Source organism: Streptomyces sp. NPDC058525, assembly GCF_042719495.1.
Lineage (GTDB): Bacteria > Actinomycetota > Actinomycetes > Streptomycetales > Streptomycetaceae > Streptomyces.
Genome location: NZ_JBHXNP010000004.1, coordinates 162047 through 186401, shown reverse-complemented (window position 1 = coordinate 186401; position 24355 = coordinate 162047). Strand labels below are relative to the sequence as shown.

The following is a 24355-nucleotide window of genomic DNA, read 5'->3' as shown; positions in this document are numbered from 1 at the left end:
CCACCCCGTCCACCCCCACCTCCCGGCCCGGCCCGGCCACATCCAGCCCCGCCGGCGTTTGAGGCGCGGGGTCCGGGGCGGAGCCCCGGCGGCGGCGCCGCACCCGCACACCCGGAACCTCAGCCCGCCCGCCCCGAAACCCGCCCGACGGCCGAATCCGGCTCCACCGCAGGGGCCGGCACCTTCGCAGCCCGCCCCGGCGCAGCCGGCTCCGCACAGGCCTGCGCCGGCAACCGAACCCCACTCTCCCCGCCGGCCTCGGCCTCAGCCGAGGCCTCGACCCCACAGTCCATCGCCCGCGGCAGCTTCAGCGCCATCACCGCCCCCGCAACCAACAGCCCCGCGCTGACCAGCAACGTCACGTGCAGCCCGGACACGAACGAGTTCCGCGCCGCCGCGTGCAGCGCCTCCCCCGCCGGCCCGCCGAGCTGCGCGGCGATCTGGTAGGCCTCGCCCAGCGAGTGCGCGGCGCCCGCCGAGTCCTGGGCCGAGACCCCCGGCACGTCCGCCAGCCCCGGCGCGTACGCGGCGTTCATCACGCTGCCCAGCAGCGCGATGCCCATGCCCGCGCCCAGCTGGTACGAGGTCTCGCCGATGGAGGCCGCGCCGCCCGCGGTGGCCGCCGGAGCCTCGTTCAGCATCGACTCGTACGCGGCGAACAGCGTGGTCTGGAGCCCGAAACCGAGCAGGATGAAGCCGACCGTCAGCAGCACGGGCCGGTCGTCGTGGCCCATGAAGGTGAGCACGAGCACGGCGAACGCGGTGAGCAGGAAGCCCAGCGAGACCATCGTGCGCGGGCCGACCCGGGCCAGGGTGTACGAACCGGTGGCGCCGGCCGCCATCGCGGCGAAGGTCAGCGGCAGCAGCCGCAGGCCGGTCTCCAGCGGGCTGAGGTGCAGCACCAGCTGGAGGTACTGGACGGCGATCAGCTCGAGGCCGACGAGGGCCAGCATCGCGAGCACGATGCAGCCGACGGAGGTCGAGAAGGCGGCGCGGGAGAACATCCGCATGTCGATCAGCGGGTGCGGTCGGCGCTTCTGCCGCCGTACGAACAGCACCAGCAGGGCCACGCCGAGCACCAGCGGCACCAGCGCCTCGAGGTCGAGGAGCTCGCGCTCGGCGCCCAGCCGCTTGATCCCGAGCACCGAGCCGAGCACACCGGCGGCGGCCATCAGCGCGCCGGTCACGTCCCACGGCCCGTCGGAGGAGCCCTTCGACTCGGGGAGCAGCCAGCGCCCCAGCGGCAGGATCAGCGCCATCAGCGGGATGTTGATGAGGAAGACGGAGCCCCACCAGAAGTGCTGGACGAGGAAGCCGCCGAGCACCGGGCCGCTGGCGGCTCCGATCGCGGCGACGGCGGTCCAGATGCCGATGGCCAGGGCCCGTTCGCGCCGGTCGGGGAAGACCTGGCGCAGGATCGACAGAGTGGCGGGCATGATCATCGCCCCGCCGATGCCGAGCAGCGCGCGGGCGGCGATGAGGACCTGGGCGTTGTCGGCGAGGGCCGCCATGGCGGAGGCCGCGCCGAAGAGCCCGTAGCCGAGGAGGAGGATGCGGCGGCGGCCGACCCGGTCGCCGAGGGTGCCGAAGAGGATCAGCAGCGCGGCGCAGACCAGGGGGTAGGCGTCGACGATCCACAGGAGCTCGATGGATCCGGGGCGCAGGTCCTCGGTGAGGGAGGGGACGGCGACGTGCAGGATCGTCGCGTCGAGCGCGACGAGGACCAGGCTGACGCAGAGCACTGCCAGGACGACCCAGCGATTGCCCCCGCCGGAGGCCGCGCGGAGCCGCTGCCAGGGGGCAGTGGTCCGGACTCCGGCCGCGTTCGTCCCCGACATGCATGTACCTCCCAGGTGATCCCTCGCGCTCGGCGGACCAGCGTCTTGCGGAGCCACGGGGGGTGGTGCGCTGTGCGGCGTCCAACGGGGTCCGGCATCGACACGCGAGTGAACGGTCAGCGTACGCGAGTTCGCCTGTCCAACACGTGGTCAAGCTCTCATCCCGGCGGAGGCCGCCCTGTGGTGTGCGCCACTTTTCCCGCCCTGCCCCTTCCCCCGCGTACACGCGCGCTCACGGCCCGTGGTTCTCGGCCGGGCCCGGGTGTGCGCCACCGATAATCATGCCCGTGAAAGATCTTGGATTGCACCGGGCCGCGCCCGCGCTCGCCGCGGCCGGACCGGCGCTCGCCGTGTTCGCGGCGGTCCGGCTGCTCGGGCTGGCCGTGCTCGGCGCGTGGGGCGCGGTGGCCGGCAGCAGCCCGCACACACTGCTGTCGGCGCGCTGGGACTCGCTCTGGTACGCCCGCATCGCCGCGGAGGGGTACGGGTACGAGGTGGCCCTCCCGAACGGGGACGTCCACTCGAACCTGGCGTTCTTCCCGCTGCTGCCCTGGCTGGAGCGGCTGGTGTCGGCGGCGACCGGGCTCCCGTACGGCTCCGCGGGCCTGGTGGTGTCCGCGCTGGCGGGGCTCGCCGCGGCCTGGGGGATCTTCGCAGTGGCGGACCTGCTGCACGGCCGCCGGGCCGGGGTGCTGGCGGTGGCCGTCTGGGCGGCGCTACCGGTCGGGATCGTGCAGTCCATGGCGTACAGCGAGTCGCTGTTCACGGCGCTGGCCGCCTGGGCGCTGTACGGGGCCCTGCGCGGCCGGTGGCTGACGGCCGGCCTGCTCGCGGCCGGGGCGGGGCTGACCCGCCCGGTCGGGGCCGCGGTGGTCGCGGCGGTGTGGGTGGCCGTCGTACTGGCCTGGCGCGGCGGCGAGCGGTCCTGGCGGATGGCGGCCGGTGCGCTGCTGGCTCCGCTGGGGGCCGGGGCGTACGTGCTGTGGGTCGGCGCGCGCACCGGCGGCGGGCTGCTCGGGTACCTGGACGTGCAGGCCGGCTGGGGCAACGGCTTCGACGGCGGCTGGGCCTTCGCGCGGTTCATCGGGGCGCGGCTCGCCTCGTCCGCCTTCGCGGCCGGGCTCGGGCTGATCGCGGGGGTCGTGCTGGTGCTGTGGCTGTACGGGCGGTGCGTGCGGCAGCGGCAGCCGGTACCGCTGCTCGTGTACGGCGGGATCGTGGTGGCGCTGGCGCTGTGCGCGTCCGGGTACTTCGGTTCCAAGCCGCGGCTGCTGCTGCCGGCCTTTCCGCTGGTCCTGCCGGTGGCGGTGGCGCTGGCCGGGTGGCGGACCCGGACGGCGGCCGCGGTGCTGGGGGCGGCGGCCCTGCTCTCGGCGGTCTACGGGGCGTTCTGGCTGAACGGCTCGGGCCCACCGTAACGGAATGGATCATTCCGATCCATCGTTCGGCAAAGGATAACGAGTTGCGACAATAAAGCCCGGGTAAGTATGTGAAACAATTTCCGGGGCAGTTGATCGAGAACCCTCCAACCATTGCCGAAATGCCGGGAATTAAGTCTCGCGTGAGACCAACTCCACATCACATGGTCATCACAAAGCCCGCGATTCGACCGGGCCGACCATCGGCGCGCGGTAACGTCGATTGAGTGCGTACCGATCAAATCCTGAACCGTCTGGAGCGGGTGTTCGCCCGCCTGGACCGGGAACCAGAGCGACCGGCTCATCTGCAAACCCCGCAGATGAGCCGGCACCGCGTCGTGCTCCTCGGATCGACCCTCGCCTTCTACCTCGCGATCGTGGTGGCCGTACTGACCACGTCCTGGCTCGTGCGCCTGGACTGGCAGGTCATGTTCTTCCGGCCCTACGAGCAGTGGCCGCAGCTGCACGCCTTCCTCGACTACCTCGTCGTACTGGGCCAGCGCGGGCCCACCGCGGTCATGGTCGCCGCCTGGCTCGGCTGGCGCTCCTGGCGCCAGCACACCCTCCGCCCGCTGATCACGCTGGGCGTGGCGCTGCTCCTGCTCAACGTCACCGTCGGGTCCGTCAAGCTCGGCCTCGGCCGGCTCGGCCCGCACTACGCCACCGAGATCGGTTCGGCCGAACTCTTCGCGGGCGGCGATATATTCCCTTCCGGCCACACCGCCAACGCCGTCGTGACCTGGGGAATCCTCGCCTATCTGGCGTCCACCGTGGTCACCCGGCGGGTGCTGTCCGTGGTGTCCGCGGTCGTCTCCCTGAGCGTCGGCGCCACCACCGTCTACCTCGGCACGCACTGGGTCAGCGACGTACTGCTCGGCTGGTCCGCGGGACTGCTGATCCTGCTGGCGCTGCCCTGGTTCGAGCCGCTCATCGCCCGGACCGAGGCCTACGTCTTCGACCTGCGCGAGCTGCTGCGCCGTCGTGCGGAGACCGGCCGGATGCCCGCGCCCGTCGTGTCCGCGCTCACCCCGCTGCTCTCCGCGGGCGGCAAGTGGCGGCTCGAGCCGGCTGCCCGGGACACCGCGGCGGAGCCCGCTCCCGCGGCCCCCGCGCCCGTGCACACCCCGGCGCCGCGGCCCGCTCCCCTGCTCACCGGCCGGCCGCACCTGATCCGCTCCGAGCGGACCCCGGTCACCCCGGCCGGGAGCCGCAGGCCGGCCCACGGCGAGCGGGCGGCCGCCCGGAGCGCCGCGGCCCGCCCGGTCGCCGGCGGCTGAAGCACACCGCGCGGGACGGTACGCACCACCTCTCCCCGCGCAACGAAGGCGGGCCGGGTCACTGACCCGGCCCGCCTTCGCCGTTCGCGCGCACGGCCGGGGCGCGCTCGCCGCCGCCCGTCAGCGCCACGCCAGGACGTTCGTCCGTCCCGGGTCACGCTTGTGTCACAGAATATCGACAATCCCCAATTGTTTTCCGGACCGCGACACGCCCGCCGTTCAGGCGCATTGGAATTTTTTCCGAAGCCCCCTGCCGAAGGCCTGGAATTCCGGTAGGGATTGCCACGAGGCCGCTGGACCAGACCAGTTGAATCCCCCTCAGGTCCGCCACATTTCCTTCACCTCGGCGGGTCCACGGCCCGCCCCAGCAGATCCCTCGCGGCCCTGATCCGATCCGTCAGCTCGGGCGGCTCGACCACTTCGAACTCACAGCCGATCAGCATGATGTGAATCACCAGGACGTCCAGGCTGACCGCCCCGGTGCGCAGCAGGCAGCTCTGCTGATCGACCGGCTCCAGCACCCCGTCGCTCGGCCCGACGGTCCGGGCCGCCTCCTCCGCGGAGACCTTCAGCCGCACCACCGCCCGGGCCGCGTAGACCCGCTGCGCCACGCCCTGGGATACGTACGCGGCGAGGTCCGCCGCGGGCGGCTCGCGCGGTGTGAAGCGCGGTCCGTGCGGCGCCCTGGGCTCGATCCGGTCGGCCCGGAACGTCCGCCAGTCCTCCCGGTCCAGGTCCCAGGCGACCAGGTACCAGCGCCGCTCGGTGCACACCAGCCGGTGCGGCTCGACGGTGCGGCGGGTGACGTTGCCCTCGTGGTCGCGGTAGCCGAAGCGCAGCCGCTCGGTGTCGCGGCACACGGAGGCGAGTTCGGTGAGCACCGAGGGGTCCACGGTGGAGTGCTCGGCCCCGCGCAGCATCGGCACGGTGAACTCGTTGAGCGCGGACACCCTGCGCCGCAGCCTGGACGGCAGCACCTGCTCCAGTTTGGCGAGGGCCCGTACGGAGGCCTCCCCGATCCCCTCCACCCCGTTCCCGGCGGCCGTCCGCAGCCCGACCGCGACGGCCACGGCCTCCTCGTCGTCCAGCAGCAGCGGCGGCAGCTCGGCCCCGGCCCCCAGCTGGTAGCCGCCGCCCGTCCCGGGAGTGGCGTTCACCGGGTACCCCAGCTCCCGCAGCCGGTCCACGTCCCGGCGCACGGTGCGCGGGGTCACGCCGAGCCGGGCGGCGAGGTCCGCCCCGGTCCATTCGCGGTGGGCCTGCAACAGGGACAAAAGGCGGAGCAGTCGCGCGGAGGTCTCGAGCATGGCCGAAGTCTGCCAGCGTGCCCGTGGGCGCCGCCCGGGCGGCGGGGGCTCAGCAGATCGGCGCCGGGTTGCCGCTGAGCTCGATCAGCGCGCAGAGGGTCTTGGTCGACACCTTCCACACCCCGTCCTCGAGGATCGCGGTCCCCTTGCTGTCCGGCAGGACCGGGAAGCCGCCGACCAGCAGGTCGTAGGTGACGTCCGCCTGGGTGGGCGAGGTGAAGGCCACGTCCGTGACCTTGGCCGAGGAGACGGAAGCGTCGGTGTTGCCCGCGAAGCCGCCGAGCAGCGGTTCGAGGAACTCGCCGTTCTCCAGCACCTTGGCCTTCTCCTCGACGGAGGTCTTGGAGTCGAAGAAGGCCGCCCAGTTTTTCTCGACCTCGGCCTTGGCCTTGGCCGGATCCGCCGGGCCGTCGACGGCGGGCGCCGCGGCCATGACCGCCGTGACGGGGGTGGCGGGAGTGCCGGGGGCGGCCTGCGTGCCCGCGGCCGCGGAGCCGGCCCCGAGGGCGGGCACCGCGGCCAGTACGGCTGCCGCCGCCCACACTCCGATACGAGGGTGTCTGCCCAGGTCCATCTGGCTCACCACCGGTGTCCGAGCGAGCCGTTCGGCTCGTTGCTTCCAGGGTCGACGCCTTCGGCGCGGAGTGCAATCGGGGTCGGATGCGGAGGAACCGCCCCCTCCGTGCGGTTGCGGCCGACGCCCTGCTGTGCGTGGAGCTCCCCGACCAGGATGCGGAGGAACCGCCCCGTCCGTGCGGTTGCGGCCGGCGCCCTGCTGTGCGTGGGGCTCCGCGACGTCCCCCGGCACCGCCCCTCCCCGCCCCGGGGACCGGGACTATGAACTGCGCGCGGGTGGACCCCCGTTCAGCGCCCAGGCCTCGCAACACCCGACGGCACGACCGAGGGACCGGAGGACGGCGCCGCCGAGGGAACGACCGCCGGCCCGGGCGCCGGACGAGCCGTGGGCACAGCCGACGGAACGGGCGCCGCACCGGCCGGGGCCGCCGGTACGGCCGACGGGACAGCCGCCGGACCGGCCGGGGCCACGGGCGCGGCCGGGGTCGGGGTCGGGGTCGGGGTCGGCGATACCGCCGGGCTCGGCGGATTCACCGGGCTCGGCGGATTCACCGGGGCCGGCGGATTCACCGGAGCCGGCGGGGTCGGTGGGCGCGGCTGGTCCTGCTCAGGGATGGTCAGCAGGGTGCCCACGACCAGGGTCCCGGGCCGGTCCCCGACCACCGCGCGGTTCGCCTCGTACAGCGCCTGCCACCCGCCCCGCACCCGGTGCTTCCGCGCGATCGACACCAGCGTGTCCCCGCTCCGCACCACGTGCATCCGCCCGGCCAGCCCGTACCGCTTCGAGCACGTCGGCCAGGCGTCCCAGCCCTGCGCGCCCAGCACGTCCTCCGCCACCCGGATCTGCTGGACCCGGCTGGCCAGGTCGGCGCGCGCCGCGAACCCCAGCCCCCCGTAGTCCTCCCACGTCGGCTGCCAGAACTGCAGCCCGCCGTAGAAGCCGTTCCCGGTGTTGATGGCCCAGCGCCCGCCGCTCTCGCAGTCGGCGACGCAGTCCCAGGGCCACTCCCCGCCCGGCCCGCAGTCCCCCGGCCCGGTGCCGATCACCCCCGGCGAGCCGGGGTGCGCCGCCCCGGCCGGACCGGGCGCGGGCGGCGGCGGGGCCTGGGCCGCCGCCGCACCGGCAGGGAGTACGAGAGCCAGCACGGCGGCGACGGCAGCGGCGCCCGGAAGGGCCCTGGCCCGCCGGCGACGGATCCGGAGGTGGGGCATCGCGTCACGCTACGCAGCGCCCACCGCCCAACCGGCCCGGCGCGCCCCGCACGTTCCGCGCCCCACCCGGTCGGCCGACCTGCCGCCCTCCCCCAAACGGCCAATCACGGCCATCAACTGCGCACAATCAGAAAACAGTTGGCACGAAGCGAAGCCCCCGCCGGGCGGTTCACTCGTACGGGGGCCCGGTTCGAATCCGTTCCCTCCAATGGCGTGACCCCGGCTGCCGCTCCCCCGTTGAGCCCGGCGAGCCGGGAACCACCCGGCCCCTGCACCTATGCCGAGGAGCCACCCCGTGCCGCGCATGCTCGACGTCAGTGATGAGGTACGTGCCGAGATCGGTGACGAAGAAGCCGACAGGCTGCTCGTCGGCGAGGACGCGCCGCGCAGTTACGACTGCACCTCCTGCCGCACCCCGGGCGACCCCGAGAACGACCGCACCAGCACGGTGCTGTTCGTCGGCGAGGAGACCGCCGTCCTCGCCTTCGCCCACGCCACCTGCATCCCCTCCCAGGTGGTGAAGGTGTCCGAGGAGCAGCTCCAGGGCGCCGTCGCCAGCATCACCGGTGACAGCCCGGCCGCGGCCGCCGCCGGCGGGGGCCCGCAGAACGTGCCCGGCGGCCAGGCCGTCCTCGGCATCACCAGCGGCCTGGTCCTGATCGGCGGGGAGCTGCACCCCGCCCTGGTGGTCGAGCCGACCGCGCCGATCGCCCGCCCCGGCAGCGACGGCCCCGGCGACGACTTCCTCCCGCTCCTCATCGAGCAGGGCTTCATCCCGGTCATGGACACCGCCCAGCTCCCCACCGCACTGAGCGGCTGGTCGGTCCTGCTCGCCGGCGGCCAGCTCCACGCCGTCCTCCAGCCGGGCCCCGACGGCGGCCGCCCGGTCGCCTGGTGGCAGGCGCACCAGGCGCTGTCGGTCACCGACGGCTGGCGCAGCGCCGTCAACAAGACCCAGCGCGTGCTCATCTACGCCGCCCCGGTCGGGTCCATCGGCCAGCAGCCGCGTGAGGACCTGCTGCGCGACGCCCTGGACAAGGCCGCCGCCTCGGGCAAGCTCGTGGCCGCCTCCATGCCCCTGGCCGGTACGCCGGGCGCCTGACGGACGAAGCTCCGATCGCCGCCGGGGTGGCCCCGGCGGCGATCTGCGTTTTCCGCCCGCCACCCCGCATCCGCAGGGCCCCGGTTTCGTTGGCTGATACGTGCATCCATACGACTCCTCCCGCGCCCCGTCCCGTACGAGCTCCGTCTCGCACACCCCGATCTACGACGCCCTGTACTCGGAGTACCTGCGGGCCTTCCGGGCGCTGCCGGGCGACCGTACGGGCGAGGAGGACCTCGGGTTCACGGCCTTCTCGTACGGGGGCGGGTACACGGGCGCGGGCGGCACGTACGACAGCGGCTGGAACGGTTCCTCGTGGCAGCGCACCGACGGCTGGCAGCCCACGTACGTGGCGCAGCCGCAGCCGCAGCCCCAGCCCGCGTACTCGTACGCCGGCGGCTCCGGATACGCCGACGGGCGGCCGCGCCAGACCGGGATGACGCCCATCCCGGCGGCCCTGCCGCCCGCTCCGCGCCGGGGCTACTGACCCCGGGACTCCGTACCGCCCGTACTACTTCTTCTTCTTGTACTGGGCGCCGCGCTTCTCGCGCACCCGCACCGAGATGTGGATCGGGGTGCCCTCGAAGCCGAACTCCTCGCGCAGCCGGCGCTCGATGAAGCGCCGGTAGCCGTGCTCCAGGAAGCCGGAGGCGAAGAGGACGAACCGCGGCGGCTTGCTGCCCGCCTGGGTGCCGAACAGGATGCGGGGCTGCTTGCCGCCGCGGATCGGGTGCGGGTGGGCCGCGACGACCTCGCCGAGGAAGGCGTTCAGGCGGCCGGTGGGGACGCGCGTCTCCCAGCCCGCGAGGGCGGTCTCGATCGCCGGGACCAGCTTCTCCATGTGGCGGCCGGTGAGCGCCGAGACGTTCACCCGGGGCGCCCACGCGACCTGCTGCATCTCGGTCTCGATCTCGCGCTCGAGGTAGTAGCGGCGCTCCTCGTCGAGCTCGTCCCACTTGTTGTAGGCGATGACGATGGCACGGCCGGCCTCGACGGCCATGGTGATGATGCGCTGGTCCTGGACGCTGATCGTCTCGGTGGTGTCGATCAGGATGACCGCGACCTCCGCCTTCTCGACGGCGGCGGCCGTGCGCAGGGAGGCGTAGTAGTCGGCGCCCTGCTGGAGGTGGACCTTCTTGCGGATGCCGGCGGTGTCGACGAACTTCCAGGTGACGCCGCCGAGCTCGATCAGCTCGTCGACCGGGTCGCGGGTGGTGCCGGCCAGCTCGTTGACGACGACACGGTCCTCCTTCGCGACCTTGTTGAGCAGCGAGGACTTGCCCACGTTCGGGCGGCCGATCAGCGCGATGCGGCGCGGACCGCCGGGGGCGGAGCCGCCGAAGCTCTGCTCGGGGGCCTCCGGGAGGGCCTCGAGCACCGCGTCCAGCATGTCGCCGGTGCCGCGCCCGTGCAGGGAGGAGACCGGGTGCGGCATGCCGAGGCCCAGGGACCACAGGGAGGCCGCGTCGGACTCGCCGCTCTGGCCGTCGACCTTGTTGGCGCACAGCACGACGGGCTTGCCGGCCTTGCGCAGCAGGCGGACGACGGCCTCGTCGGTGTCGGTGGCGCCGACCTTGGCGTCGACGACGAAGACGACCGCGTCGGCGGCCTCTATGGCGTATTCGGCCTGGGCGGCGACGGAGGCGTCGATGCCGAGGACGTCCTGCTCCCAGCCGCCGGTGTCGACGACCTTGAAGCGGCGGCCGGCCCACTCGGCCTCGTACGTGACGCGGTCGCGGGTGACGCCCGGCTTGTCCTCGACGACCGCCTCGCGGCGGCCGATGATGCGGTTCACCAGGGTCGACTTGCCGACGTTCGGCCGGCCGACGACGGCGAGGACGGGGAGGGGGCCGGCGGCGGCCTCCTGGAGGGCACCCTCGACGTCCTCGATGTCGAAGCCCTCTTCCGCGGCGAGCTCCATGAACTCCGCGTACTCGGCGTCGCCAAGTGCTCCGTGGTCGTGCTGGTCGTTCATGAAGTCCGTTCCTCGTCGTTCGTGGTGATCGGTGGTACCCGCGCAGCGCGGTTCCACTACTAGGTCAAGTCTCGCTCAGCGCCCGGTGAGGCGCTTGGCGTCGGCCAGGTGGGCGGTCAGCCGGTCCTGGATGCGTACGGTGGCCTCGTCCAGCGCGGTGCGGGTACGTCGGCCACTGCCGTCCCCGGCGTCGAAGGCCGAGCCGAAGACGACGTCGACCCGGCTCTTGAGGGCGGGCAGGCCCTTGACGAGCCGACCCTTGGTGTCGCCGCTGCCGAGCACGGCCACCGGCACGATGGGCGCGCCGCTGCGGACCGCGAAGTACGCGAGTCCGGCGCGCAGCGAGGCGAAGTCGCCCTCGCCCCGGGTGCCCTCGGGGAAGATGCCGAGGGCCCCTCCATGGTCGAGCACGCCGAGGGCGCGGGTGATCGCCGTCCGGTCGGTGCCGGAGCGGTCGACCTTGACCTGCCCGATCCCTTCGAGGAAGGGGCCGAGCGGGCCGACGTACGCTTCCTTCTTGATCAGGAAGTGCAGGGGCCGGGGCGCGGTGCCCATGACCATCGGGCCGTCTATGTTGTGCGAGTGGTTCACGGCGAGGATGACGGGGCCGGAGGCGGGCACCTTCCAGGCGCCGAGCACACGGGGCTTCCAGAGCCCGTACATGAGCCCGATGCCGATGCGCCTGCCGACCGCCGCACCCTTGAGGGAGGGCGCTTCGCTCACTTGCGGCCCGCCCGCTTCTCCTCGACCAGGGTCACGACGCACTCGATGACCTGGTCGAGCGTGAGCTCGGTGGTGTCCACCTCGACGGCGTCGCCGGCCTTGGCCAGGGGGGAGGTCTTGCGGCCGGAGTCCGCGGCGTCGCGCTTGATCAGCGCCGCCTTGGTGGCCGCGAGGTCGGCGGCCTCCTTGCCGCGGAGCTCGCCGCTGCGCCGGGCGGCGCGGGCCTCGGCGGAGGCGGTCAGGAAGACCTTGAGGTCCGCGTCGGGCAGCACGGTGGTGCCGATGTCGCGGCCCTCGACGACGATGCCGTCGGCCTCCGCGGCCGCCTTCGCGGCGATGGAGCGCTGCAGCTCGGTGATCAGGGTGCGCACCTCGGGGACGGCGCTGACGGCGCTGACCTTGGAGGTGACCTCCTGGGTGCGGATGGGTCCGGCGGCGTCGAGGCCGTCCACGGTGATCGTGGGCGCGGCGGGGTCGGTGCCGGACACGATGGACGGCTTCCCGGCGGCGACGGCGATGGCGTGCGGGTCGTCGGTGTCCACGCCGTTGGTGATCATCCACCAGGTGATGGCCCGGTACTGGGCGCCGGTGTCGAGGTAGCGCAGCCCGAGCTTGGCGGCCACGGCCTTGGAGGTGCTGGACTTGCCCGTGCCGGAGGGACCGTCGATGGCGACGATCACGGCTGCCGGAGCTGCGGTTTCCACGGTGCGGGCACCTTCCTGGTTGCGCGTACGTGTCCGGGCGCACGAAAACGCCCCTCCTCCAGGTTACCGGGCCCCAGCACCCCCCGGCCCCGCCCTCTCAACCGACCGCCTCCACCACCACTCTCCGGCCCCCTCCAAGGCACGCCCCACATCCAGCCCCGCCGGCGTTTGAGGCGCGGGGTCCGGGGCGGAGCCCCGAATCCTTGACGCCCGCCCACCCACACAGCCCAGCCCAATTCCAGCCCCGCCGGCGTTTGAGGCGCGGGGTCCGGGGCGGAGCCCCGATCTTTGACCCCAGCCGGATACAGGGAAGCAGGGCCCCCGGGCCCGAGCCCCGATCCCCAGCCCCGCCGGAGGCAAAGGGCCCCGCCCCCTCCAAGTGGCGGACCCACCCGAACCGGGTGATCCTTACAGACAGCGGCGATCCAGCCGAAGGGGCGCCGGGGCCACAGACCGCCCCGGCGCCCCTTCGGCCCGTTCGACCCCGTCGACCCCGTCGACCCCTCGGCCCCGCCGCCCCCGCAGGCCCCCGCAGGCCCGCGCAGGCCGAAGCCACCCCCCGGTGCCAGACTGAAGGCATGGCTACGCTCAGTCAGTCCTTCCGGGGCCGGCTGGTGCAGCCCGGAGACCCCACGTACGACGAGGACCGCCGCGTCTGGAACGGCTCCGTCGACCGCTCCCCCGCCCTCATCGCCCACTGCACGGGCGTCGCGGACGTCATAGACGCGGTGCGCTTCGCGGCCGGCCCCGCGGCCGGACTGCCCGTGGCCGTACGCGGCGGCGGCCACAGCTTCCCCGGCCAGTCCGTGTGCGACGGCGGGATCGTCGTCGACCTCTCGCCCCTGCGCGGCATCCGCGTCGACCCCGACGCCCGCACGGTCCGCGCCCAGGCCGGGGTGCTCCTGGGCGAACTGGACCACGAGACACAGGCGTTCGGCCTGGCCGTACCGGCCGGGATCGTCACGCACACCGGCCTGGCCGGGCTCACCCTCGGCGGCGGGATCGGCTGGCTGATGCGCAAGTACGGGCTCACCGTCGACCAGTTGCTCTCGGTCGACCTGGTCACCGCCGACGGATCCTTCGTGAAGGCGAACGAGGACGAGAACCCGGACCTGTTCTGGGGCGTGCGCGGCGGAGGCGGGAACTTCGGGATCGTCACCGAGTTCACCTTCCGCCTCAACCCGCTCGGGCCGATCGTGCTGGCCGGCCCGGTCATCTGGCCGATGTCCGAGTCGGCCCGGCTGCTGCGCTTCTACCGCGAGTGGATCACCGCCGTACCGGACGAGCTGACGACGGCGGTCGTCCACCGCAAGGCGCCGGCGGCCCCGTACGTACCCGCCCGCCTGCGGGGGAAGCCGGTCGTGATGGTGGTCTGCTGCTACGCGGGCCCGGTCGAGGAGGGCCAGGAGGTGCTGCGCCCGCTGCGCGAGGACGCCGGGCCCGCGCCCGTACTCGACCTGTGCACGCCCAAGCCGTTCACCGAGCACCAGGCCATGTTCGACCCGTCGTTCCCGCACGGCCGCTGGTACTACTTCAAGTCGTGCGACGTCGACCGGCTCACCGACGAGATCATCGACCGTACGGCCGAGCACGCGTCCCGGATCGTCTCCCCGTTCACCGCCTTCCCGATCTTCCAGCTCGGCGGTGCCATCGCACGCGTCGGGGAGGACGAGACGGCCTTCGGCGGGCGCGGCGCCGGGCACACCTTCAACATCAACGGGACGACGGAGGGCCCCGAGGGCTTCGAGCAGGAGCGGACGTGGGCGCGCGGCCTGTGGTCGGCGCTCGCGCCCCACCAGACCGGGGTCTACCCGAACTTCCTGATGGAGGAGGGCCAGGAGCGGGTCGAGCAGGCCTACGGGCCGCGGAAGTACCGGCGCCTGCGCGAGCTGAAGCGCCGCTACGACCCCGGGAACCTCTTCCGCCTCAACCAGAACATCCCGCCCGCCGCCGCACCGTCCGCGCAGGCCGCGGACACCGAGCCCGCGCAGACCGGGCCGCCGGTGAAGGCCTGACCTACGAAGACCGGGACCCGGCCGGAGTCCTGAGCTCCTGCCCGTTCCCCATCCCCGTCCCCTGTCCCTGTTCCTCGCCGTTCGCCGTGCGCTGCGCGGGCAGCGCCGCCCGCAGCCGCCGCGGTCCGGAGAGCACGTACACGAGCCCGAAGCCGGCGCTGACGACGACCGCGCCGCCCACCGCGTCGAGGACCCAGTGGTTGGCGGTGGCGACGATCGCGCACACGGTGATCAGCGGGTGGAGCGCGCCGAGCAGCTTCTGCCAGCCCTTCGGGGCCAGCACGACGATGACGATCCCGCACCACAGCGACCAGCCGAAGTGCAGCGAGGGCATCGCCGCGTACTGGTTGGAGATCGCGGTCATGGCCCCGTACGACGGGTTGGCCAGGTCCTGCGGGCCGTGCACGGTGTCGATGAAGCCGAGGCCGGGCATCAGTCGGGGCGGCGCGAGCGGGTACAGCCAGAAGCCTATGAGGGCCAGTACGGTCGCCAGCCCCAGGGAGGCGCGCGCCCAGCGGTAGTCGCCGGGGCGGCGCCAGTACAGGACGGCCAGGATCGTCAGCGGGACCACGAAGTGGAAGGAGGTGTAGTAGAAGTTGAAGAACGCCTCCAGCCAGGGCGTGTTGACGACGGCGTGGTTCACGGCGTGCTCGATGTCGAGGCCCAGGGCCCGCTCGATCCCGAGGATCTGGCTGCCGTTGCCCTCGGCGAGGTCGCGGCTGGTGGGGGCGGCGGCCCTGATGTGCGAGTAGAGCGAGTACCCGACCCGTATCAGCAGGAGTTCCAGCAGCAGGTTGGGGCGGGACAGCACGCGCCGCCAGAACGGCAGCAGCGGCACCCGCTGCCACCGGGCGGCCGCGGGCTTCCCGTAGGCCGTCGGTACGGGTTCGCGCCAGTACGGCGAGGAGCGCGGCAGGAGCGGTACGGCGCAGGCGGCGGCCAGCGCGGCGAGCAGCAGCACGTTGTCGCGTACGGGGGCCAGCGCGGCCAGGTTCGGCAGCAGTACCGCGCTGGGCAGGGTCGTGGCCAGGACGACGGCGACGGGCCACACGGGCCGGTCCGCGGCGCGCCTGCCGACCTTGCCCGCGACGGCGAGGAGCACCCACAGCAGCTGGTGGCGCCAGCCGGCCGGGGACACGGCGACGGCCACGCAGCCGGTGACGGCCACGGCGAGCAGCAGCTGCCCGTCGCGGGCGTAGCGGACGGCGCGGCGCAGGCCGATGAAGGCGATGCCGGCCGCGAGGGCCGCGTAGAGCAGGATCTCGAGGGGCCCGGTCAGGCCGAGGCGCAGCAGGGCGCCGTGGACGGACTGGTTGGCGAGGCTGTCGGGGGCGCCGCCGAGGCCGGTGCCGGCCAGGTGGTGGACCCAGTACGTCCAGGAGTCGCGGGGCATGGCCGCCCAGGACAGCGCGGTGGCTCCGGCGAAGGTGACGGCGGCGGACCCGGCGGCGGGCCGGCGGCCGGTCAGCCACAGCAGCGGCGCGAAGAGCAGCAGCGCGGGCTGGAGGGCCGCGGCCAGGCCGATGAGGAAGCCGGCCTGGCGGCCGCCGGGGGCGCGGAAGACGGCCAGCAGCACCAGGAGCACGGGCAGGACGGCGGTCTGGCTGGGCGAGGCGGCTTCGCGGACGGGCAGCGAGACCATCATCAGGGCGGTCAGCACGGGCGCGGCGAGCAGCGCGGTGCGGCGCGGCACGGGGTCGGGCAGGCCGCGCGCGGCGACGAGTCCGATGGCGGCGACGAACAGCAGCGTCAGGGAGATCCAGGCGACTTCCAGCGACGGCGCCGCGAGGCCGACGAGCGGTTTGAGGACCAGACCGGCGAAGGGCGTGCCGGTGAACTGGCCGGTGTCGTAGATCGAGCCGGGAAGGCTGCCGGGGAGGTGGAAGCCGCTCAGCCACTGGCCCGGTGGGACGCTCAGCACGACGGCGGCCTGTCTGACGGCGAGTGCTCCCGCCAGCGCCCACAGGAGGAGGCGTGCCGCCCCGAGCCTGCTGCCGCTACCGCCTATGACTCCGGCATGTCCGTGCCCACCACTGTGCTCCGCCGCGTTAGCCACGCCTCGCCGGCCTCCCGCCCTGTTGACCGCAACCCTGACTTTGCCTGGCTGCCGCGTTTCGTGCCCCGTTCCATTACCTGGACGACGATATCCCGCGCGGGATACCTAGGATGGCCTGCATGAGCATCGTGAAGATCAACGCGCTGACCGTGCCGGCCGAGCAGCGGGAGGTTCTGGAGCAGCGTTTCGCCTCGCGCGCGGGGACCGTGGAGAGCTCGGACGGTTTCGAGTGGTTCGAGCTGCTGCGGCCGGTCGAGGGCACTGACCAGTACCTCGTCTACACGCGGTGGCGGTCCGAGGAGGACTTCCAGGCGTGGATGGAGGGGCCGATGAAGGCCGCGCACCAGGGTGGCGGCGGGGCTGCCGGCGGGGCTGGTGGCGAGGGCGGCGAGCGCCCGAAGCCGGCGGCTTCGGGCTCGTCGGTGTGGTCGTTCGAGGTAGTGCAGCAGGCGGCGCCGAAGAAGGCGTGACGGCGTGGGGCGCCTCGTGACGGCGTGAGGTGCCTCGTGACGGCGTGAGGCGCTCGCGACGACATGACTGCGTGCCGGCGTGAGGCGCTGAGGAGCGGCCCGGGATGTCCGTGTCCCGGGCCGCTCCTCGCCGCGCTCAGCTCCAGAAGGTGTCTTCCTCGTCGATGTCGGCCGTGCACTGGTCGATGTCGGTGATCTTGTGGCCGACGATGGTGAAGAAGAGACCCTGCCGGATCTCGATGCCGCGGTCGCCGCGGTCGCCGCGTGCCGTGTGGAAGCTCATGACGTGGCCGCGGCCGTCGGCGAGGACGGATTCCAGGTGGACCTGGAAGGTGCCCTTGGTCTCCTCCCCGAGCCGGCGGTAGAAGTCCATGACGTTCTCCCGCCCCTTGTGGTGCCCGGACAGCGGGTTGTCGCCGGGCACGTGGTGGATGACGTCGGCCGTCATCAGCGTGCCCAGCATGTCCATGTCGCCCTTGGCGAATGCCTCGTAGCCGCGGCGGATCAGGGCGCAGTCGGGATGCTCGGACATGTGGTTTCACACCCTCCAGAACGCACGGTTTGCCCTTTTTTCCTATCATCAGCCCGTGCCTGTGGATATTGCACGCCAGAGATCCGCGGCGAACTCCACAATGACGCCATGACCACTCACAGCGAACACCGCACCGACACCGGCACCGGCACCGGCACCGGCACCGGCACCGGCACCGGCACCCACCAGCCCACCCCCTCGTCCACCCCCACGCGCACGCGCATGTGGACCGTGGCCCCCGAGCCGTTCACCACCCCTGACGCCACGGTCCTGCGCCGCGCGTACTACGCCGAGGTCGCCGGCCGCTACTGGAAACGGTCCGTCGCGGAAGCCGAGATCGACCAGGGACTCCTGGACTTCCCCGACGACGGCCTCCTCCCGCCCACCGGCCAGTTCGTCGTCGGCCGGCTGGACGGCGAGCCCCTGGCCTGCGGCGGCATACGCCTCCTCGACCCGGCCACCGCCGAGCTCACCCGGGTGTACGTCGACCGGCGCGCCCGCGGCACGGGCGGCGGGGCGGCCCTGCTCGAAGTCCTCGAAGCCGAGGCCCGCGCGCTGGGCGCCGAGCGGATCCGGCTGGACACCAGGTCGGACCTCGTCGAAGCCCGGGCGTTGTATGCGCGTCAGGGCTATGCGGAGATACCCGCGTACAACTCGGGCCCGTATGCGGAGCACTGGTTCGAGAAGCGGCTGGTCTGACCCTGCGCACGGCAGGGCCCGCCGGTCGGACCGGGGCTAGTGTGCGGCGTGGTCGCGGCGGGGCGAGGCGTCGTAGGGCTCCTCGGCGTCGGACCCGCAGAGCTCCGCGTTGATCTCCTGAACCAGCTTGACCAGGTCGGTCGGGCGGTCCGGGCCCCACCAGTCGCCCAGGAGCTCGGCGAGGGACTCCTCGCGCGCGGCGGACAGCTTGGCGGCCGCCTCGCGCCCCTGGTCGGTCAGGAGCAGCGCGAGCCCGTCCCGTACGGCGAGGTGACGCCCCTCGACCTGGCGGGCGGCGTCCGTGATGGCCTTCAACGGCACGATGGTGCGCTCGGCCAGCAGGGCGGGCTCCGCCGAGCCGTACTTGTTGATCCGCAGCAGCAGCCAGCTCGCGGCGGGCAGCAGGTCGTAGCCGGCCTTCTCGGTGATCTTCTCGTAGACGTGCCGGCGGCCCTCCCTGGTGCCCAGCACCGACAGCGCGCGGGCGACCTCGTCACGGGAGGACCGCTCAACGGGGTTGGAGGCGAGGGTCTCCGTCACGTCGGGCGCGGTGACCGAACCGCGTAGCTTGTCCTCCTTGAGGAACCAGGCGACGACGAACGCGACGAGGACGACGGGGACGGCGTAGAGGAAGACGTCGGTGATGGAGGTGGCGTAGGCGTCGAGGACACGGGGCCGCACCTCGGCGGGGAGCGTGCCGATGGCCCGCGGGTCGGCCTCCAGCTGCGCGGCGCTCGCACCGGGTGGCAGCCGGACGCCCGTGAGGGCGGTGGCCAGCTTGTCGTCGAGCCGGTTGGTGAAGATCGTGCCGAAGATCGCGACGCCGAAGGAGGCGCCGATGGAACGGAAGAAGGTCGCGCCGGACGTCGCGACGCCGAGATCCGCGTAGCTGACGGAGTTCTGCACCACCAGCACGAGCACCTGCATGACCAGGCCCAGTCCCACGCCGAAGACGAAGAAGTAGACGCTCATCTCCCAGGTGGAGCTGGTGCGGTGCAGTTGGTGCAGGAGCAGCAGCCCGACGGCGGTGACGGCGGTCCCGGTGATGGGGAAGACCTTCCACCGCCCGGTGCGGCTGACGACCTGCCCGGAGGCGGTGGAGGAGATCAGCATGCCGAGCACCATCGGCAGCATGTGCACACCGGACAGCGTCGGCGAGACGCCCTGGACGACCTGGAGGAAGGTCGGCAGATAGACCATCGCCCCGAACATGGCGAAGCCCACGACGAAGCTGATCACCGAGCAGAGGGTGAAGGTGCGGATGCGGAACAGCTTCAGCGGCAGGACCGGTTCCGCGGCCCTGCGCTCCACGAAGACGAACACCGCCAGCAGCACCGCGCCGAGGACGGCGAGCCCGATGATCTGGGCCGACCCCCAGGCCCAGGTGGTGCCGCCGAGGGAGGCGACCAGGACGAGACAGGTGGCGACGGACGCGATGAGGAAGGTGCCGAGGTAGTCGATGGTGTGCTTCGAGGAGCGCACCGGGATGCGCAGCGCGCTCGCGATCACGGCGAGCGCGACCAGACCGATGGGGAGGTTGATGTAGAAGACCCAGCGCCAGGACAGGTGGTCGACGAACAGGCCGCCCAACAGCGGCCCCAGCACGCTCGTCGCACCGAAGACACCACCGAACAGGCCCTGGTACTTGCCGCGTTCGCGGGGCGGGACGATGTCGCCGACGATCGCCATGGACAGCACGATCAGCCCGCCGCCGCCCAGGCCCTGGAGGGCGCGGAAGCCGATGAGCTGCGCCATGTCCTGGGCCATGCCGCACAGGGCGGAACCGATGAGGAAGAGGACGATGGCGTACTGGAACAGCTTCTTGCGTCCGTACTGGTCGCCGAGCTTGCCCCACAGGGGAGTGACGGCGGTGGAGGCGAGCATGTAGGCGGTGACGACCCAGGACAGGTGCGCCATGCCGCCGAGCTCACTGACGATGGTCGGCAGAGCGGTGGAGACGATGGTCTGGTCGAGGGCGGCAATCAGCAGGCCCAAGAGCAGGGCGCCGATGGAGACGAGAACCTCGCGGGAGGCGTGTTCGGCGGCGGGTCCGGAGTTCTGCGGGCCGTGACCGGGGTCCACGGCATCCGTGGTCACATCCTGAGCCATCGATTCCTCCTCAGGCCGGATCAACATCTCCATCCTGCGTGGTGTGTCCGGTTATGGCCTCTCGGCGGGGCGGGCGGAGGGTTGGGAGCGGCCCGGCGGGTCTGCATAATGCCTGGCAGTGTCCAGGGAGGGATTCCAGTGAACGGTGAGCACTGTCCAGATTGCGGCGCCCGCGGGGCCCGCTGCCGGTGCGTGCCGGGTGCGGGTTTCGACCCCTTGCGCATCCGCCCGTACGTCTCGCTGCCCGACCCGGGCGAACCGGACGACGACGACCTGCCGCCTCCGCCGCCGATACCGCGCGTCGTGACACCGGCCTCCCAGGCCGACACCCCGGCGTACGGCATACCCGCGGTCCCGGCCCACCAGCCCTGGCCCTCCGACGAGACCGGCCCCGACAACGGCCGCACCCCGGGGCACCCGCACGACCCGGCGCACCCGCACGACCCGGGGCACTCGCCGCACCTGGGCCAGGCGCAGCGTCCGGGGCAGCCGCTGAGCCCGGGACCGGCGGCGCACCCGGAGCAAGCGGCACACCCGGGCCAGCCGCCGCGCCCGGCCGAGCCGGCACACCCGGCCGAGAGACCGAACCCGGCCGAAACGGTGCAGCTCCGTGCCGTCTCGGCCGAGGCAGGGACGGACCCGACCACAGTCGGGTTCGGGGGGAGGGGAGGGGGAGGGGGCCCCGAGACGCGGACCGGACCCGCCGCCCGCCGCCTGCTCCCGCTCCTGCTCGCCGCCGCCGCGGTGGTGGCCCTCGGCGGGACGGCCATGGCCCTGTGGGTGCTCCCGGACTCCCCGGGCACGGACACCGCCCTCATGGACGCGAAGGCCTCGGCGCCCGTGACGAGCGTGGCCCCGCCCAGTCCGTCCCAGAGCCCGACCCCCTCCGGCTCGGCCAGCCCGTCCCCGTCGGCCTCGGCCTCGCCGTCCCCGTCGCCGAGCACGTCCAAGTCCTCTTCGCCCTCGCCCAGCGCGTCCCGCTCCTCCGCGCCCCCTTCCCCGAGCGCGTCACCGAGCCCGAGCCGCACCCCCACCCCCTCCCCGCCGGCAGCGGCCCCGACCCTGCGCTACGGGGACTCGGGCGCCGAGGTGGAGAAGCTTCAGCGGCTGCTGGCAGCCAGGGGCCTGTACACGTCCAAGATCAACGGAAAGTTCGACTGGCGGGTGGAGAACGCCGTATCGACCTTCCAGTACCAGAACAACATCGATGACGAGGAGTGGGGCGTCTACGGCCCGATCACCCGCAAGGCCCTGGAGGGCTGACGGCTCCCCGCGAAGACCGCCGACGGCGGGCCAGCCCCGAAGAGAAGCCCTGCAAGGGGAGACAAGGGGCGAGCGGGGAGAGAAGGGAGAGAAGGGACACGGGTCACACCTCCGGCGGTGGCGCGGACCGCCCCCGTTTTGTATCGTGGAGGAACAAAGTGGTTCCGTCCTCACTCCCTGACCGGTGGACGGAACCACTTGTTCTCTTTCTCCCGCCCCGTCTGGAGCCCGCCGATGCCGGCCAGCACCACCGCCACCGCACCCGTCGTCCTCACCGCCAAGGCCCTGTTGCTGGACATGGACGGCACCATCGTCAATTCCGATGCGGTGGTCGAACGCTGCTGGCGCGAGTGGGCGGTGGCGAACGGACTGGATCCGGAAGAGGCCCTCAAGGTGGTCCACGGCCGCCAGGGCTACGCGACCATGGCCGTCCTGCTGCCGGACCGCCCGATGGAGGTCAACCACGCGGAGAACGCCGTGATGCTGGCCCGCGAGACCGCCGACACCGACGGCGTGGTCCCGGTCCCGGGCGCACCGGAGTTCATGGAGTCGATCGCCGGGCTGCCGCACGCCCTGGTCACCTCCGCCGACGCGGCCCTGGCCACGGCCCGGATGACGGCAGCGGCCCTGCCGATGCCCGCCGTGCGGGTCACCGCCGAGTCCGTCCAGGCCAGCAAGCCCCACCCCGAGGGCTTCCTCATGGGCGCCGCCGCACTGGGCATCGAACCGGCCGACTGCGTCGTGTTCGAGGACTCGGCCGCAGGCATCGCCGCCGGGCAGGCCGCGGGCATGCGCGTGATCGGCATCGGCCCCCGCGCGGCCGCCCACAACCCGACGACGCACGCCCCGGACCTCACGTCCCTCCGCGTGGCCACGGCCCAGGACGGCTCGATCGAAATCACGGTCAACGCGACGGCCTGACCGCGGCCGCGGCCCCGAACTCCGGCCGCGTCGGCACCGGGATCAGACGGCGGCCTCGACGGCCGTCCGGATTTCTTCGATCGCGGAAACTTCGCCTGGAGCCGCCGCATGTCCGGGGCCAGGTCGCACTGCCCGTTGACCTCGATGCCCGCCTCGACCGGTAGTCCCACCCCGCTCCCCGGGTGGTGGAGCGGGTCACGGTGGTCGAGAAGGAGTTGCCGTACTCCTTCTCGACCGGACCCCCGATCGGGATCGTGCCGCACACCAGGGGCGCGACCGCGACGAACTCCCCACGGCCCCGCCCGCGGGCGGGAGCCTCCCGCTCCCGCCCCGGCTCCCCCGCCCTCAGCCCCCGCCGCCTCAGCCCGCGATGGCCTCGTACAGCGAGAACACCGCCAGCGCCGCCATCACCGCGGCCGCGATCTTGGTGATCAGGCGCAGCGGCACGTACTTCATCAGGGTGCGGCCGCCCAGGATGCCGATGCCGGCGACCGCCCACAGGGCGAGTACGGCGCCGAGGCCGACGGAGACCGGGTTGTCGTACCGGGCGGCCAGGTTGGCGGTCATGATCTGGGTCAGGTCGCCGAACTCGGCGACCAGGATGAGCATGAAGCCGGCGCCGGAGACCTTCCAGAAGGACTGGTCGGCGGGCGGCTTGACCTCCTCCTCGCCGTCGTCCTTCTTCCACAGCAGCATGGCCGCGCCGGCGAGGAAGAGGACGCCGACGACGGCCTGGACGAGCCGGTGCGGGAGCAGGGTGAGCACGCTTCCCGCGGCGATGGCGAGGGCGACGTGTACGGCGAAGGCGGCGGCGACGCCCGCGAAGACGTACGAGGCGCGGTAGCGGGTGCCGAGCATCAGTCCGGCGAGGGCCGTCTTGTCGGGGAGTTCGGCGAGGAAGACGACCCCGAAGGCGATCGCCGTGACGCTGAAGCTGAACACGGGGGTGGAACCTCAATCGGTAGGGCAGGGCGCCGTCGCTACCGAGAGACCTGGAGTGCTTGTTTCAGGGGTCGCTTCGGCTCGGCGGCGCCCTGGCTCGCGTATGCGCGCATGGCTGCGCGCGCACGCAGGAACAGGACACTGCGGCCGAAGGTCTCGCTGGCCGGCCGCTGTGTGCGGCCTGCCTCCGGGCGCCGGCTGGGGTGACCCAGCAGTATGTCGACGGTCCGGCGAAGAGCTACTCCCCTTCTGCTCCGACAAGGGTACGCGACGCCGGGGGGTGTCCGGAATAGGCCCTTGGTCCTGCTCTACGCAGGCTCAGGCGCTCCACGCCACCGGAATCTCAACTTCCGCTTGAACGAACGGCGTTGCCTGGCTTGATCTGACGTGCTCATGTCGCCAGGCTGTCACCCGGCGCCCATCCCTGCGAAACCTGGCGCCGAGACCATGGCCGCGCCCCGCCGGGGCCGCACGGCCACACCCCCCGCACCCAGGGAGCCCCTCATGGCACTCATACCCACCGTCTACGCGCGTCGAATTGGCGTGTTCGCATCAGCCGTCGCGCTCGCTTCCCTCACCTCCCTCGTCAACGCCCCCGCCGCCCAGGCCGCCCCGCCCGCCCCCATCAGCGCCTCGGCCGCCCGCTCCTACCTGGCGACGGTCACCCCGCGGGCGGAAGGATCCGGCAGCGGCTACAGCCGCGACCTCTTCCCGCACTGGAGCACCGTCTCCGGCAGCTGCAACACCCGCGAGACCGTCCTGAAGCGGGACGGCGTGAACGTCGTCCAGGACTCCTCCTGCGCCGCCGTGAGCGGAAGCTGGTACTCCGAGTACGACGGCGCCACCTGGACCGCCGCCTCCGACCTCGACATCGACCACGTCGTGGCCCTCTCCGAGGCCTGGCGCTCCGGCGCCAATTCCTGGACCACCGCCAAGCGCCAGCAGTTCGCCAACGACCTCACCCGTCCGCAGCTCATCGCGGTCACCGACAACGTGAACCAGGCCAAGGGCGACCTCGACCCCGCCGAGTGGATGCCCTCGCGCTCCGCGTACCGCTGTACGTACGCGCGGATGTGGGTCCACGTGAAGCAGTACTGGGGCCTGAGCATGGACTCCGCCGAGAAGAACACCCTCGTGAGCGTGCTGGGCGGCTGCTGACCCGGGCTGCCGGCCATTTCCCCCGCCAGGGGGAGGCGGGGCTCCCCCTCCACGTCGT

21 protein-coding genes are annotated in these 24355 nt (G+C 72.8%); 10 read left to right on the top strand and 11 right to left on the bottom strand.

Annotated elements, in window-relative coordinates; all coding sequences use genetic code 11:
- Positions 1 to 119 precede the first annotated feature (119 nt).
- Positions 120 to 1838: an MFS transporter gene (locus ACFWP3_RS04080; protein ID WP_384215904.1), complete on the bottom strand. Its 1719-nt coding sequence runs from the start codon at positions 1836 to 1838 to the stop codon at positions 120 to 122.
- A 281-nt stretch (positions 1839 to 2119) separates the two neighbouring features.
- Here ACFWP3_RS04080 and ACFWP3_RS04075 point away from each other — a divergent pair, with 281 nt between their 5' ends.
- Both ACFWP3_RS04075 and ACFWP3_RS04070 read left to right on the top strand, forming a co-directional pair.
- Entirely contained in the window at positions 2120 to 3256 is a 1137-nt protein-coding gene (locus tag ACFWP3_RS04075) for a hypothetical protein (RefSeq protein WP_384215902.1), read from the top strand.
- A gap of 227 nt (positions 3257 to 3483) precedes the next feature.
- Positions 3484 to 4533 carry a phosphatase PAP2 family protein gene (locus tag ACFWP3_RS04070; protein WP_384215900.1) on the top strand — a complete coding sequence of 350 codons (1050 nt, stop codon included), beginning with the start codon at positions 3484 to 3486 and terminating at the stop codon, positions 4531 to 4533.
- Positions 4534 to 4871: 338 nt separating this feature from the next.
- Here ACFWP3_RS04070 and ACFWP3_RS04065 read toward each other — a convergent pair whose 3' ends face one another.
- The 3 genes from ACFWP3_RS04065 to ACFWP3_RS04055 form a co-directional block, all read right to left on the bottom strand.
- On the bottom strand, positions 4872 to 5840 hold the full coding sequence (locus ACFWP3_RS04065; RefSeq protein ID WP_384215898.1) for a helix-turn-helix transcriptional regulator: 969 nt from the start codon (positions 5838 to 5840) through the stop codon (positions 4872 to 4874).
- 49 nt (positions 5841 to 5889) lie between these two features.
- The gene (locus ACFWP3_RS04060; protein ID WP_384215896.1) at positions 5890 to 6414 is read right to left on the bottom strand and encodes a hypothetical protein; all 525 of its coding nucleotides are present in this window, start codon (positions 6412 to 6414) and stop codon (positions 5890 to 5892) included.
- 290 nt (positions 6415 to 6704) lie between these two features.
- The gene (locus ACFWP3_RS04055) at positions 6705 to 7628 is read right to left on the bottom strand and encodes a transglycosylase family protein (protein WP_384215894.1); all 924 of its coding nucleotides are present in this window, start codon (positions 7626 to 7628) and stop codon (positions 6705 to 6707) included.
- Positions 7629 to 7923: 295 nt separating this feature from the next.
- Between ACFWP3_RS04055 and ACFWP3_RS04050 the strand changes: the two genes are divergently transcribed.
- Together ACFWP3_RS04050 and ACFWP3_RS04045 are read left to right on the top strand one after the other, a co-directional pair.
- Positions 7924 to 8730, top strand: coding sequence for a hypothetical protein (locus ACFWP3_RS04050; RefSeq protein WP_384215892.1), 807 nt, complete (start codon positions 7924 to 7926; stop codon positions 8728 to 8730).
- Positions 8731 to 8830: 100 nt separating this feature from the next.
- Positions 8831 to 9217, top strand: coding sequence for a hypothetical protein (locus ACFWP3_RS04045; RefSeq protein ID WP_384215891.1), 387 nt, complete (start codon positions 8831 to 8833; stop codon positions 9215 to 9217).
- A gap of 24 nt (positions 9218 to 9241) precedes the next feature.
- Here ACFWP3_RS04045 and der read toward each other — a convergent pair whose 3' ends face one another.
- The 3 genes from der to cmk form a co-directional block, all read right to left on the bottom strand.
- Complete coding sequence (der, locus tag ACFWP3_RS04040; RefSeq protein WP_384215889.1) at positions 9242 to 10705, bottom strand: ribosome biogenesis GTPase Der; 1464 nt, start codon at positions 10703 to 10705, stop codon at positions 9242 to 9244.
- Positions 10706 to 10780: 75 nt separating this feature from the next.
- On the bottom strand, positions 10781 to 11470 hold the full coding sequence (locus tag ACFWP3_RS04035; RefSeq protein WP_384215887.1) for a lysophospholipid acyltransferase family protein: 690 nt from the start codon (positions 11468 to 11470) through the stop codon (positions 10781 to 10783).
- Complete coding sequence (cmk, locus tag ACFWP3_RS04030) at positions 11425 to 12132, bottom strand: (d)CMP kinase (RefSeq protein ID WP_384215885.1); 708 nt, start codon at positions 12130 to 12132, stop codon at positions 11425 to 11427. The genes ACFWP3_RS04035 and cmk overlap by 46 nt, the downstream gene beginning before the upstream one ends.
- 578 nt (positions 12133 to 12710) lie before the next feature.
- On the opposite strand from cmk, the gene ACFWP3_RS04025 reads away from it, so the two are divergent.
- Complete coding sequence (locus ACFWP3_RS04025) at positions 12711 to 14147, top strand: FAD-binding oxidoreductase (protein ID WP_384215883.1); 1437 nt, start codon at positions 12711 to 12713, stop codon at positions 14145 to 14147.
- Between the two features lies 1 nt (position 14148).
- On the opposite strand, the gene ACFWP3_RS04020 is transcribed toward ACFWP3_RS04025, so the two are convergent.
- A complete protein-coding gene (locus tag ACFWP3_RS04020; RefSeq protein ID WP_384215881.1) occupies positions 14149 to 16203 on the bottom strand; it encodes a bifunctional glycosyltransferase 87/phosphatase PAP2 family protein in 2055 nt (684 codons plus the stop codon).
- A gap of 119 nt (positions 16204 to 16322) precedes the next feature.
- Between ACFWP3_RS04020 and ACFWP3_RS04015 the strand changes: the two genes are divergently transcribed.
- Positions 16323 to 16673 (top strand): antibiotic biosynthesis monooxygenase family protein, encoded by a 351-nt coding sequence (locus ACFWP3_RS04015; RefSeq protein WP_384215879.1) that lies wholly within the window; start codon positions 16323 to 16325, stop codon positions 16671 to 16673.
- A gap of 136 nt (positions 16674 to 16809) precedes the next feature.
- Here ACFWP3_RS04015 and ACFWP3_RS04010 read toward each other — a convergent pair whose 3' ends face one another.
- A complete protein-coding gene (locus ACFWP3_RS04010) occupies positions 16810 to 17205 on the bottom strand; it encodes a nuclear transport factor 2 family protein (RefSeq protein ID WP_384215877.1) in 396 nt (131 codons plus the stop codon).
- A gap of 222 nt (positions 17206 to 17427) precedes the next feature.
- On the opposite strand from ACFWP3_RS04010, the gene ACFWP3_RS04005 reads away from it, so the two are divergent.
- Complete coding sequence (locus tag ACFWP3_RS04005; protein WP_384215920.1) at positions 17428 to 17904, top strand: GNAT family N-acetyltransferase; 477 nt, start codon at positions 17428 to 17430, stop codon at positions 17902 to 17904.
- A 36-nt stretch (positions 17905 to 17940) separates the two neighbouring features.
- Here ACFWP3_RS04005 and ACFWP3_RS04000 read toward each other — a convergent pair whose 3' ends face one another.
- Positions 17941 to 20013: an MDR family MFS transporter gene (locus ACFWP3_RS04000; RefSeq protein ID WP_384215875.1), complete on the bottom strand. Its 2073-nt coding sequence runs from the start codon at positions 20011 to 20013 to the stop codon at positions 17941 to 17943.
- Positions 20014 to 20229: 216 nt separating this feature from the next.
- Between ACFWP3_RS04000 and ACFWP3_RS03995 the strand changes: the two genes are divergently transcribed.
- Both ACFWP3_RS03995 and ACFWP3_RS03990 read left to right on the top strand, forming a co-directional pair.
- The gene (locus ACFWP3_RS03995) at positions 20230 to 21276 is read left to right on the top strand and encodes a peptidoglycan-binding protein (protein WP_384215873.1); all 1047 of its coding nucleotides are present in this window, start codon (positions 20230 to 20232) and stop codon (positions 21274 to 21276) included.
- 234 nt (positions 21277 to 21510) lie between these two features.
- Positions 21511 to 22197: an HAD-IA family hydrolase gene (locus ACFWP3_RS03990; protein ID WP_384215871.1), complete on the top strand. Its 687-nt coding sequence runs from the start codon at positions 21511 to 21513 to the stop codon at positions 22195 to 22197.
- A 360-nt stretch (positions 22198 to 22557) separates the two neighbouring features.
- Here ACFWP3_RS03990 and ACFWP3_RS03985 read toward each other — a convergent pair whose 3' ends face one another.
- The gene (locus ACFWP3_RS03985) at positions 22558 to 23139 is read right to left on the bottom strand and encodes a TMEM165/GDT1 family protein (RefSeq protein WP_384215869.1); all 582 of its coding nucleotides are present in this window, start codon (positions 23137 to 23139) and stop codon (positions 22558 to 22560) included.
- Positions 23140 to 23652: 513 nt separating this feature from the next.
- On the opposite strand from ACFWP3_RS03985, the gene ACFWP3_RS03980 reads away from it, so the two are divergent.
- On the top strand, positions 23653 to 24297 hold the full coding sequence (locus tag ACFWP3_RS03980; RefSeq protein WP_384215918.1) for an HNH endonuclease family protein: 645 nt from the start codon (positions 23653 to 23655) through the stop codon (positions 24295 to 24297).
- Positions 24298 to 24355: the final 58 nt, after the last annotated feature.

Coding starts and splice junctions, on each gene's coding strand:
- ACFWP3_RS04080 (WP_384215904.1), bottom strand. CDS start 1,838: ATGTCGGGGACGAACGCGGCCGGAGTCCGGACCACTGCCCCCTGGCAG.
- ACFWP3_RS04075 (WP_384215902.1), top strand. CDS start 2,120: ATGCCCGTGAAAGATCTTGGATTGCACCGGGCCGCGCCCGCGCTCGCC.
- ACFWP3_RS04065 (WP_384215898.1), bottom strand. CDS start 5,840: ATGCTCGAGACCTCCGCGCGACTGCTCCGCCTTTTGTCCCTGTTGCAG.
- ACFWP3_RS04060 (WP_384215896.1), bottom strand. CDS start 6,414: ATGGACCTGGGCAGACACCCTCGTATCGGAGTGTGGGCGGCGGCAGCC.
- ACFWP3_RS04055 (WP_384215894.1), bottom strand. CDS start 7,628: ATGCCCCACCTCCGGATCCGTCGCCGGCGGGCCAGGGCCCTTCCGGGC.
- der (WP_384215889.1), bottom strand. CDS start 10,705: ATGAACGACCAGCACGACCACGGAGCACTTGGCGACGCCGAGTACGCG.
- ACFWP3_RS04025 (WP_384215883.1), top strand. CDS start 12,711: ATGGCTACGCTCAGTCAGTCCTTCCGGGGCCGGCTGGTGCAGCCCGGA.
- ACFWP3_RS04015 (WP_384215879.1), top strand. CDS start 16,323: ATGAGCATCGTGAAGATCAACGCGCTGACCGTGCCGGCCGAGCAGCGG.
- ACFWP3_RS04010 (WP_384215877.1), bottom strand. CDS start 17,205: ATGTCCGAGCATCCCGACTGCGCCCTGATCCGCCGCGGCTACGAGGCA.
- ACFWP3_RS04005 (WP_384215920.1), top strand. CDS start 17,428: ATGTGGACCGTGGCCCCCGAGCCGTTCACCACCCCTGACGCCACGGTC.
- ACFWP3_RS04000 (WP_384215875.1), bottom strand. CDS start 20,013: ATGGCTCAGGATGTGACCACGGATGCCGTGGACCCCGGTCACGGCCCG.
- ACFWP3_RS03990 (WP_384215871.1), top strand. CDS start 21,511: ATGCCGGCCAGCACCACCGCCACCGCACCCGTCGTCCTCACCGCCAAG.